We start from the raw sequence: 9445 nt of genomic DNA on the forward strand, positions 1-9445 counted from the left end.
TCGGGGGTAAAATTACGTTTTATACGTTTAGTCATACGATCACCTAAATAATAACGAGGCCATAATATCAACCTCTAACTAGATGGCCAAATTAACTATGCCACTTCAGGTGGTTGTAATTAAGAAGGTCAAGAGCAGTAAGTGATAGTTTCTTTCTAGTGCTTATGGGTGAGGCCATCTCCATCCTATTGGGAGTCACAGCGAAGGTAGCCTACATTTATGAGAGTATTTTAGGTATTGTCGATATAAAAAAGCCTTCAATTAATGAAGGCTTTATAAGTTAACAGCAGCTTTCGTTATTAATAACCAGCGGCTTTAGCCTGGTTTTCGTCATAATCAAGCTTTTCATGGGTCTGTCCCATTGCTTCTGCCACTTCTGGAGGCATATAGTTCTCGTCATGCTTAGCAAGAACTTCAGTTGCTTGAAGAGTACCTGGTGCAGATAGAACTCCTTGAGCGACGATACCTTGACCTTCGCGGAATAAGTCAGGCAATAGGTCATCATAAGTTACAATGACTTCACCACCTAAAGAATCATGCACTGCAAATTGAACATGAAGGCTGTCGGGATCGCGTACCATAGAGCCTATTGTTACCATGCCGCCAATACGAATGCGTTGACCAATCTCTGGCATTACACCGGTATCTTTTTTACCCTGAACAATCTCAGTTGGGGTAAAGAACAAGTTTAAATTCGAGTTCAATGCATACAGAAGTAACGATGCAATTGCTGCAACACCACCGATTAAGGCAACTGCAAGGGTTAAGCGTTTCTTTCGTCTTGGGTTCACTATTTAGTACTCCGAGTTTCTTTAAGGCGTTCTTCTCGTTGAATCTTCTTTGCGATATCAACTAACACTTTACGTTTCTGTCTAACACTTGAAACGACTAGCGTTCCAAGAGAGAAGAAAGTGACTCCGTAAGCTAGCCATACATAAAAAGCATAGCCGCCCATGTTTAAAAATTCACTAATTGAGTCGAATTGCATTATTTGACCCCTTCTGCTTTAGCAAGTTCACGCACCCATGGACGCATGCCATTTCGTGCTAAAATTTCTGATCTAAATCTCACGATAGTAATCGCTGCGATCATAAGTCCGAAACCAACGATGTTGATAAGCAGTGGGTACAGCATATCGGTAGACATGGTTGATTTCTCCGTAATACGGATTGTAGATGGTTGATGCAATGAGCTCCACCAGTCTACAGAGTACTTGATAATCGGGATGTTGATGACACCAACAAGCGCCAAAATACCAGATGCTCTAGCGGCAAGTACTTTATCTTCAAATGAGGCATAAAGAGATATTATACCCAAATAAAGGAAGAGTAGTACTAGCTCCGATGTTAGGCGGGCATCCCATACCCACCAAGCGCCCCACATCGGTTTACCCCAGGTTGAACCTGTAATTAACGCGATAAAGGTGATTACCGCACCAATAGGGGCAATAGAGGCCGCAGCCCAGTCAGCAGATTTAATCTGCCAAACAAGGCCAATGAACGAACATGTCGCCATGGCCATATAAGCGGCCATTGACATCGACGCTGCTGGTACATGGATAAAGATAATTCGGTAACTATCACCTTGCTGGTAGTCAGTAGGGGCAAAACCTAAGCCCCAGATAGTACCTATACCGATAAAAGCGATTGCTAGTGTTGCAAACCAAGGTAATAGGTTGCTTGAAAGCTTGTAAGCGCGTTCAGGATCCGCGTAGGAATGTAACCATTTCCACATTTTAGTTAGTACTCACTCGTAAGGAAGCACCAATAGCAAATGGTGCTAACGTTAAAGAACCGATCAACATAGCGCCGATTATAGCGAGTTGACCATCATAAGGTAAATTCAGACCTGCAGCATCTATCGCGCTGGTCGCAAAAATTAGCACGGGAATATATAAAGGTAAAATTAGCAAACTTAACAGCACGCCACCCTTATGCAATCCAACCGTTAATGCCACACCAATGGCACCTAATAGACTCAATACCGGTGTTCCGAGTGCTAAAGTTGCGATTAGAGCGCCATAGCTATTGCTATCAAGATGCAATAGCACTGCTAATAATGGGGCCACTAAAATTAAAGGCACACCTGTTAATATCCAATGTGCCAGCACTTTAGCTAAAACCATTAATGGTAATGGTTGCGGGCTTAACAGCATCTGCTCGAGACTTCCGTCAACATAATCTGCTTTAAATAAACGTTCTAAAGACAGCATTGATGCTAGAAGTGCGGCAACCCAAATAATACCTGGTGCGACTCGGGTTAATACTTGTGGTTCTGGTCCGATTGCCAGTGGGAACAGGGTGACCACAAGAACAAAAAACAGGAGTGGATTGAATATATCACCGCGATGACGGATCGCAATCTGTAAATCACGCTTCAATACCGTGCCGAAAGCCTGTGTATAGCTGATACCTTTTTTCATAGTTAACCCCTAAACAAAGCGATAATCGAGACGGATTTTACGTAAGACATCATCGCTAATTACACCCATATCTTGGTGAGTGGTTAGGATGACACAGCCGCCGCGTTTAGCATGAGCAAGAAACAAATGTTCCAGTTCTTCTACGCCTTTTTTATCGATTGCAGTAAAGGGTTCATCAAGAAGCCAGATTTTACAGTTCGTATGCCAAAGTCTCGCTAATGCAGTTCGTCGATGTTGACCTGCCGAAAGGTGGCCAGCTAGGGCTTCTTCAAAACCGGATAAGTTTACTTTTGAAAGGATTTCGCGAGTGTCGAAGCCATCATACCCACAGAGTCTTAAATTAAAATTAAGATTCTCTTCTGCGGTTAGTTCACTTTTAACGCCTGCTAGGTGGCCAAGATACAATAATTCATCATTGTACTCATCTCGACATCGAATGATGTCTTCACCTTTAAAATTGATATTGCCCGCATATGGGCGAGATAAACCTGCGATGATCCGCAAAAGGCTTGTTTTACCAGCCCCATTAGGTCCCTCAATTTGAACAATCTCACCTTCAGTTATCTCGAAGGACAGTTCCTCAAAAAGAATGCGCTCTTCTCTAATGCAGGTTAAGTTACTAGCTGATACCAGTGTTGTTGCTTTTAATTGTTCTACCACTGAGCCCTCTATATCATGCTGTATAAAAACACAAGTAATCCTAACACATAGACTTTCAAGCGTTTAGTGCAGCGTGACGTTAAGTGTCAGCAATTTGATGTAGTTCCAATATTAGAAAGTTTTTAGGAACTTTTTATACATTTGTTAATACTAATATATTGACATTTCTGAGAGTGATGTCTTGTGCAGCAGCCCTAAATGCGATTTAAATCACAAATAGATGCCATTTAGCGAAGTTTGTAGTAACCTAGCCCAGCTATAATCAGTCTGCCGCATTCGATAAGGGCAGCATGAGCTTTGTGAGAATTTGCATTAGGAACCTATAAAATGAAAAAATTATTAGCACTGACTGCAGTTGCTGCGTTGACTTTGTCTACAAGTGCATTTGCCCAAGACGGTAAAGCTATCTACGACAAAGCATGTCAAGTTTGTCACAGCATGGGTGTTGCTGGTGCTCCAAAAGCACATGATGTTGCTGCATGGGAGCCTCGTTTGGCTAAGGGCACTGACGCACTAGTATCAAGCGTTAAATCAGGTCTAAACGCAATGCCACCAGGTGGAATGTGTACTGATTGTTCAGATGAAGACTACAAAAAAGCAATTGAGTTTATGTCAAAGTAAGCTTTTTGTAGATATAAAAAAACCGGCTTATGCCGGTTTTTTTATGTCTGTAAATGAAGATTATTGAACTTGGGTATCAAGAATAAGTTGCCCTGTATCACCAAGCTTCAGCATTGAAAGCTTCCCTTGAATGTCACCAGCTTGTGGCTTAACACTGCCATGTTTAGATAACACTGCGATGACTTCAACTGCTTTAGCATCGCTTAACTTAACGTTACCGCCCATATTAGTACTGTCATCAAGCGTAATTGTTACTGGCAATGATTCTGCAGATACTTTCGTTGCCGCTAAAGGGACTTTTGGCCCTTCTGTTGAGCGAGCAAAGATGAATAACATATCGGTGCTAGCAACTTGAGCTTGAAGTTCTGGAGAAATAGAGACCTCTATCGTTACCGTCTTAGCGGTCGCTTTAGGTTTCACATTCTTATGAGCGTCATCACTTGGCATTTCGCCTTCAGCTTCCATTCTCATTTTTGCGCTGTCGATAGCATTGATGATGGCACTGCGGTCAACATCCTTACTTTCGCTATCCAAAATCAATTGCCATGCATCTATAGCAGTTTGATATTCCGCAGAGAAGAAAGAATCCATGCCGACAAGTAATAATGTTGAAGGGTCTGAATCATCAAGCGCAAGCGACTGGTCAATCAAGGCTTGAACTGCGGGTGTCATCTGTTGGTTTGAACGGTAATACAAAGCGGTTGCTTTAGGGCCGAGCAGCTCAGCATGTACGCCAACCAGTTCCATCGTTTTATCGAAGGCTTTAATGGCATCATCATAACGATTAGCAGAGATGTATGTGTGTCCAAGGCTAAACCATAACTGACTGTTATCGGGTTGAGCTTGAGCCTGCGCTTCCATTTCTTGGACTCGTTGCGACATGATTTGAGCTGTATCCATGCCTGCATGTGGTCCATTGGACGCTACTGGTTTGTCTAAGTTTTGATATGCACCCAGTGTTGAATACATATAGCCACAGATACCAAGGATTACTGCTGACATCACAGTAGGCCATACGATGCTTTTAGGCTTCAGTTTGTTGACAAGAGATTCATCATCACCCTGCTTCATATCTTGAAGTAGGCCCATTTCAAGCTCTTTTTTAAGTGCATCAAATTCAGCTTGTTCAAGTAACTCTTCACTGAGTTCTTTCTCTAATACAGAAAGACGTTCAGTAAATAATTCTAAGTTGGTGCTTCTACGAACACCGGCTTCTTCCGTCTGCAGCATTTTTTGCTGACGAAAATGTGGGAACCAAATCAGCGCTAGGCTAACCAACACAAATAAGGCTATCAAAATCCAGAATGTGGTCATTATGTCTATTTCACTTTAGTTTGCGAAAAAGCGGATTTACCGCTGAACGAGGGGTCAGATTATACGTAAAGATTATTCATTGAACAGTAATATAACCTGAAATGGTCATAGTTGCGCACTTGTTCACAGATTGATTTTATTTGCAAAAGAACTGGAAACTTACGGGAACTTCTTGAGTCTGACTTAAAAATGCCACCAAATCTGCTCAGTTTATGGTGGTATTTTTTGATCACTGTTAATGTGTTGCTCGTACTAATAATAAGGGAAGAATGCGACAAGTCACCCATATTTGTACGAAATAGGCAGACAGGAACAACAGCAAACACTAAACTGAGCTAAATTTGTACCCTTTTTAGTAGTGTTAACTACGGACACGTATGTAATGATATTAGCGTATGCTTATCAATACATGATTTAGGACTGAGGAAAACCCATGATCCCAGAATTAGGACACTTTTCGCTGATTATAGGCCTGGCATTTGCCATGCTTCTAGCCATCGTCCCTTTAGTAGGTGTAGCTCGCAAAGACCAATATTTGGTGCGCTATGCTTGGCCATTAACATACGGAATGTTCTTCTTTATTCTCACCTCCGTTATCGCGCTCGGTTATAGTTTTGCCGTCGACGATTTTTCTGTCGCTTATGTAGCGCATCATTCAAACTCCGAATTGCCAATATTCTTTAAGATTGCCGCAGTCTGGGGTGGCCACGAAGGTTCATTGCTATTTTGGGTTTTCTCATTATCAGCTTGGGCTGCAGCAGTCGCATTGTTTAGTAAAGGCTTAGAAGAAGTCTTTACTGCACGAGTGCTAGCCATTTTAGCCATGATACTGATTGGCTTCACGCTATTCATGTTGCTGACATCTAGTCCGTTTGAGCGGTTGTTTCCGATTCCAATGGAAGGTCGAGATCTTAACCCAATGTTGCAAGATGTTGGCTTGATTTTCCATCCACCAATGCTGTATTTAGGCTATGTAGGCTTCTCTGTTAGCTTTGCATTTGCTATTGCAGCACTGATGAGTGGGCGTTTGGATTCTGCTTGGGCTCGTTGGAGCCGTCCTTGGACATTAGCGGCTTGGGTATTCCTTACTGGTGGTATCGCACTCGGTTCTTGGTGGGCTTACTATGAGCTTGGTTGGGGTGGTTGGTGGTTCTGGGATCCAGTTGAGAACGCATCATTTATGCCTTGGTTGATTGGTACAGCACTTGTTCATTCACTTATTGTGACTGAGAAGCGTGGCGCGTTCCGTAACTGGACTGTTCTATTATCCATTTTTGCATTTTCACTGAGTTTATTGGGTACCTTTATTGTACGTTCCGGCGTGCTCACATCGGTGCACTCATTTGCAGCAGACCCAAGTCGTGGAATGTTCATTCTATTACTACTTGGTTTGGCTGTCGGTGGCTCGCTCACGTTGTTTGCCTTCCGAGCAAGCGAGATGAAAAGCCCCGCACGTTTCCAGCTTAAGTCTAAAGAGACCATGCTGTTGGTGTGCAACTTATTGCTCACTGTAGCGTGTGGTACTGTTTTACTTGGTACGCTCTATCCACTCCTTATTGATGCTTTAGGTATGGGTAAGATCTCTGTAGGGCCTCCATACTTCAACGCAGTATTTGTTCCAATTGTCCTCGTACTATTTGGTTTCATGGGTATTGGTCCAATAATTCGCTGGAAGAAATCAAAAGATGGTGAGTTAAAACGCCAACTTATGATTCCAGCCATGATCGCCGCCGTTGTAGGTTTAGCTGCACCATTCATCGCAGATGGTCAGTTCAATATCTGGGTTGTCTTGGGTACTGGAGCCGCAACTTGGGTGACGTTAATGACATTCCGAGCAGCCTATAATATCGTTAAGACCAAAGAAGGTCCTGTCGATATGACACGTTTAGCTCGCAGTCAGCTAGGTATGATTTTTGCGCATCTAGGTATAGCAGTGTCTGTACTTGGGGCGACGATGGTCTCAAACTACTCTATAGAGAAGAGTGTACGTATGGGACCTGGTGTTTCTCAAGAGCTTGCTGGATACACCTTCAAGTATCTAGAGACTAAAAATGTAGTTGGTCCTAACTATACTGCGCAGCAAGGTCAGATCGAGGTTTATCAAGGTGATGATTACGTTACATTACTAAAGCCAGACCGTCGTCAATACAATGTTCGTACAATGGACATGACCGAAGCGGGTATCGATTGGGGCTTATTCCGTGATCTCTACGTCACAATGGGCGACCCTATTAGCCGTACAGAGTTTGCGGTTCGTCTGAACTATAAGCCGTTTGTTCGCTGGTTATGGTTCGGAGCTATCTTCATGATGATCGGTGGTTTCTTTGCTGCATCTGACAAGCGTTACAGAGTTAAAGCAAGCAGCACAGATAAGAGTACCGTAGAAAAAAATGATAAGTTAGCAACGGCGTAATAGGAATAGGGTAAGTATGAAAAAGCTAGTTTTATTTATTCCACTAGTTGTGTTTTTAGGTTTGGGAGTGTTTCTTTATAAGGGACTCTTCCTTAATCCTCAAAACCTCGATTCTGCTCTAGAAGGAAAGCCGATACCGGCTTTCCAATTAGAGATTTTGGAAAAGACAGGGGAAACTCTGACTAATGAGACTCTGAAAGGAAAAGTTTCAATACTCAATGTGTGGGCGACTTGGTGTCCTTCATGTAAGTATGAACATCCTTTTTTAATGACATTAGCGCGTAAAGATATTTTACCCATTTATGGTATTAACTATCGTGATGAGCGAGCATTAGCTATTCGCGAGTTAAGCCGTGAAGGTAATCCATACACGATCAATATATATGATCATAAAGGCCGTCTTGGGTTAGACCTAGGTGTCTATGGTGCTCCAGAGAGTTTCCTTGTCGACCATAAAGGGATTATTCGTTATAGATACGCCGGTCCTATTGACGCACGTATTTGGAAAGAAACGTTATATCCTATGGTTCAAGAGTTACAAGCTGAAGCTGCAAAGGATGGCGCATCATGATAAAGACATTAATTAAGGGTCTATCAGCTTTTATTCTATTGCTGAGCATGGCATCAGTGGCTAATGCCACGCCAGTTGATACTTATCAATTTAAGTCTCCTGAAAAGCAGAAGCGTGCGCTTTCTTTAGCGCATTCACTACGCTGTCCACAGTGTCAGAATCAGAATCTGGTCGATTCGAATTCACCGGTTGCTCAAGATCTTCGTTTAGAAGTGTACGAAATGGTCGACGAAGGTAAAAATGACGATGAAATCATTGAGTTTATGACAAGTCGTTACGGCGAGTTCGTACTATACAAGCCAAGAATGGAAGCTAAAACCTATGTTCTGTGGTTAGGCCCTATAGGTTTGTTATTATTCGGCGGTATGATTGGTTTTCTGTTTATTCGTAAACAACGTATTGCTGAAAGTAATACTGAAGAACTGACTTCGGAAGACCAGAAAGAGCTAGATCGTCTTTTGAAGCGAGATACTAAATGAAAAACCTAGTATCTGGATTATTTGCAATTGCCTTAATGTTTACAGGGCAAGCGCAAGCTTATCCTGGAATGCAAAAAAAAGGCGAAGTGAAGATCCAATCAAGTGTTGATCAAATCAGTGTATTGCCTAAGCCATTCCCTATTGAAGCCGTTCCTTTTAAAGACAGCCAAGGTAACGCGGTAGATTTCAGTCAATATAAAGGAAAGGTTGTCATGGTTAACATGTGGGCGACTTGGTGTCCTCCATGTGTAAGAGAGCTTCCGGCGATTAGCCGCTTCTCTGCCAAGATCGGATCTGACGAATTTGAAGTGCTACCTGTTTCTATCGATCTTGATGGTAACAAGCAGGTTGAGCCTTTTTTGAAGTCATTAGGGATGGAAGAGTTCACTACCTTTTACGATAAAGAGCAGAGTTTAGGTAACGTGTTTCCTTTAGATACGATTCCTGCGACTTTTATCCTTAATAGAGATGGTGAGTTGATCGCCTTTGTCCGTACCTTTGTAGATTGGGACGATGACAAAGCGGTTACGTTAATAAAAGGCTTTTTGGAACAAGCACAGTAATAGTTACTGAGTAAGTTCAGATTGGCGACAAAAGGGGCTTTTAGCCCCTTTTTTGTACGTATCGTTTGGTAACTATGCGGTTGGCGTGATTATTCCATTTTTATGCAGAAAGCCTCTTGTGCTCCATCAGTATTCCCCTATAATGCGCATCCACTGACACGGCACAGCAGGGCAATCGCTCTTAGCAAACGCTAGGTAGCACGGGACTTGCAGCAGTGTTAGAGAGTTAAAACTCTTCGGAGATTTGATTCAGGTGGCAAGCGCTTTAAGAGCTTCGGGTTTGACTTCTGCTTAAGAAATCATCACTCGAAAAACTTCTTAAAATAAGCACTTGACGCTGACACTGGAGAGTGTAGAATACGCCTCCTCAAGCCAACGACCTAGCGTCTTCGGCGACACATG

Annotated in this window: 11 protein-coding genes; 5 read left to right on the forward strand and 6 right to left on the reverse strand. The window is 42.6% G+C overall.

Going from position 1 to position 9445, the window contains the following annotated elements; all coding sequences use genetic code 11:
• Positions 1 to 299: 299 nt before the first annotated feature.
• From ccmE to ccmA, 5 genes are read right to left on the reverse strand one after another with little or no spacing between them, the layout of a single operon-like run.
• Positions 300 to 791 carry a cytochrome c maturation protein CcmE gene (ccmE, locus tag L2729_RS21110; RefSeq protein WP_248990005.1) on the reverse strand — a complete coding sequence of 164 codons (492 nt, stop codon included), beginning with the start codon at positions 789 to 791 and terminating at the stop codon, positions 300 to 302.
• Complete coding sequence (gene ccmD, locus L2729_RS21115) at positions 791 to 988, reverse strand: heme exporter protein CcmD (RefSeq protein ID WP_101089193.1); 198 nt, start codon at positions 986 to 988, stop codon at positions 791 to 793. The genes ccmE and ccmD overlap by 1 nt, the downstream gene beginning before the upstream one ends.
• Complete coding sequence (locus L2729_RS21120) at positions 988 to 1734, reverse strand: heme ABC transporter permease (protein WP_102039836.1); 747 nt, start codon at positions 1732 to 1734, stop codon at positions 988 to 990. The genes ccmD and L2729_RS21120 overlap by 1 nt, the downstream gene beginning before the upstream one ends.
• A 1-nt stretch (position 1735) precedes the next feature.
• Complete coding sequence (ccmB, locus tag L2729_RS21125; RefSeq protein WP_101089195.1) at positions 1736 to 2422, reverse strand: heme exporter protein CcmB; 687 nt, start codon at positions 2420 to 2422, stop codon at positions 1736 to 1738.
• 9 nt (positions 2423 to 2431) lie between these two features.
• Positions 2432 to 3082: a cytochrome c biogenesis heme-transporting ATPase CcmA gene (ccmA, locus tag L2729_RS21130; protein WP_101089196.1), complete on the reverse strand. Its 651-nt coding sequence runs from the start codon at positions 3080 to 3082 to the stop codon at positions 2432 to 2434.
• Between the two features lie 327 nt (positions 3083 to 3409).
• On the opposite strand from ccmA, the gene L2729_RS21135 reads away from it, so the two are divergent.
• Positions 3410 to 3703, forward strand: a complete 294-nt coding sequence (locus tag L2729_RS21135) for a c-type cytochrome (RefSeq protein WP_101089197.1) — start codon at positions 3410 to 3412, stop codon at positions 3701 to 3703.
• Between the two features lie 60 nt (positions 3704 to 3763).
• On the opposite strand, the gene ccmI is transcribed toward L2729_RS21135, so the two are convergent.
• Positions 3764 to 5017: a c-type cytochrome biogenesis protein CcmI gene (gene ccmI / locus L2729_RS21140; protein WP_248990006.1), complete on the reverse strand. Its 1254-nt coding sequence runs from the start codon at positions 5015 to 5017 to the stop codon at positions 3764 to 3766.
• A 433-nt stretch (positions 5018 to 5450) separates the two neighbouring features.
• Here ccmI and L2729_RS21145 point away from each other — a divergent pair, with 433 nt between their 5' ends.
• Genes L2729_RS21145 through L2729_RS21160 form a run of 4 tightly spaced genes read left to right on the forward strand, consistent with a single transcriptional unit; the run spans position 5451 to position 9043 of the window.
• The gene (locus L2729_RS21145; protein WP_101089199.1) at positions 5451 to 7430 is read left to right on the forward strand and encodes a heme lyase CcmF/NrfE family subunit; all 1980 of its coding nucleotides are present in this window, start codon (positions 5451 to 5453) and stop codon (positions 7428 to 7430) included.
• Positions 7431 to 7446: 16 nt separating this feature from the next.
• Positions 7447 to 8001 carry a DsbE family thiol:disulfide interchange protein gene (locus L2729_RS21150; protein WP_101089200.1) on the forward strand — a complete coding sequence of 185 codons (555 nt, stop codon included), beginning with the start codon at positions 7447 to 7449 and terminating at the stop codon, positions 7999 to 8001.
• Positions 8001 to 8480, forward strand: coding sequence for a heme lyase NrfEFG subunit NrfF (gene nrfF / locus L2729_RS21155; protein ID WP_248990008.1), 480 nt, complete (start codon positions 8001 to 8003; stop codon positions 8478 to 8480). The genes L2729_RS21150 and nrfF overlap by 1 nt, the downstream gene beginning before the upstream one ends.
• Positions 8477 to 9043: a TlpA disulfide reductase family protein gene (locus L2729_RS21160; RefSeq protein WP_248990007.1), complete on the forward strand. Its 567-nt coding sequence runs from the start codon at positions 8477 to 8479 to the stop codon at positions 9041 to 9043. The genes nrfF and L2729_RS21160 overlap by 4 nt, the downstream gene beginning before the upstream one ends.
• Positions 9044 to 9445: the final 402 nt, after the last annotated feature.

The organism is Shewanella gelidimarina, assembly GCF_023283945.1.
In the GTDB taxonomy this organism is placed as follows: domain Bacteria; phylum Pseudomonadota; class Gammaproteobacteria; order Enterobacterales; family Shewanellaceae; genus Shewanella; species Shewanella gelidimarina.

Bases quoted from the DNA above. Each gene is read 5' to 3' on its own strand.
- ccmD (WP_101089193.1), bottom strand. From the start codon at position 988: ATGCAATTCGACTCAATTAGTGAATTTTTAAACATGGGCGGCTATGCT.
- L2729_RS21120 (WP_102039836.1), bottom strand. From the start codon at position 1,734: ATGTGGAAATGGTTACATTCCTACGCGGATCCTGAACGCGCTTACAAG.
- ccmB (WP_101089195.1), bottom strand. From the start codon at position 2,422: ATGAAAAAAGGTATCAGCTATACACAGGCTTTCGGCACGGTATTGAAG.
- L2729_RS21135 (WP_101089197.1), top strand. From the start codon at position 3,410: ATGAAAAAATTATTAGCACTGACTGCAGTTGCTGCGTTGACTTTGTCT.
- ccmI (WP_248990006.1), bottom strand. From the start codon at position 5,017: ATGACCACATTCTGGATTTTGATAGCCTTATTTGTGTTGGTTAGCCTA.
- L2729_RS21145 (WP_101089199.1), top strand. From the start codon at position 5,451: ATGATCCCAGAATTAGGACACTTTTCGCTGATTATAGGCCTGGCATTT.
- L2729_RS21150 (WP_101089200.1), top strand. From the start codon at position 7,447: ATGAAAAAGCTAGTTTTATTTATTCCACTAGTTGTGTTTTTAGGTTTG.
- L2729_RS21160 (WP_248990007.1), top strand. From the start codon at position 8,477: ATGAAAAACCTAGTATCTGGATTATTTGCAATTGCCTTAATGTTTACA.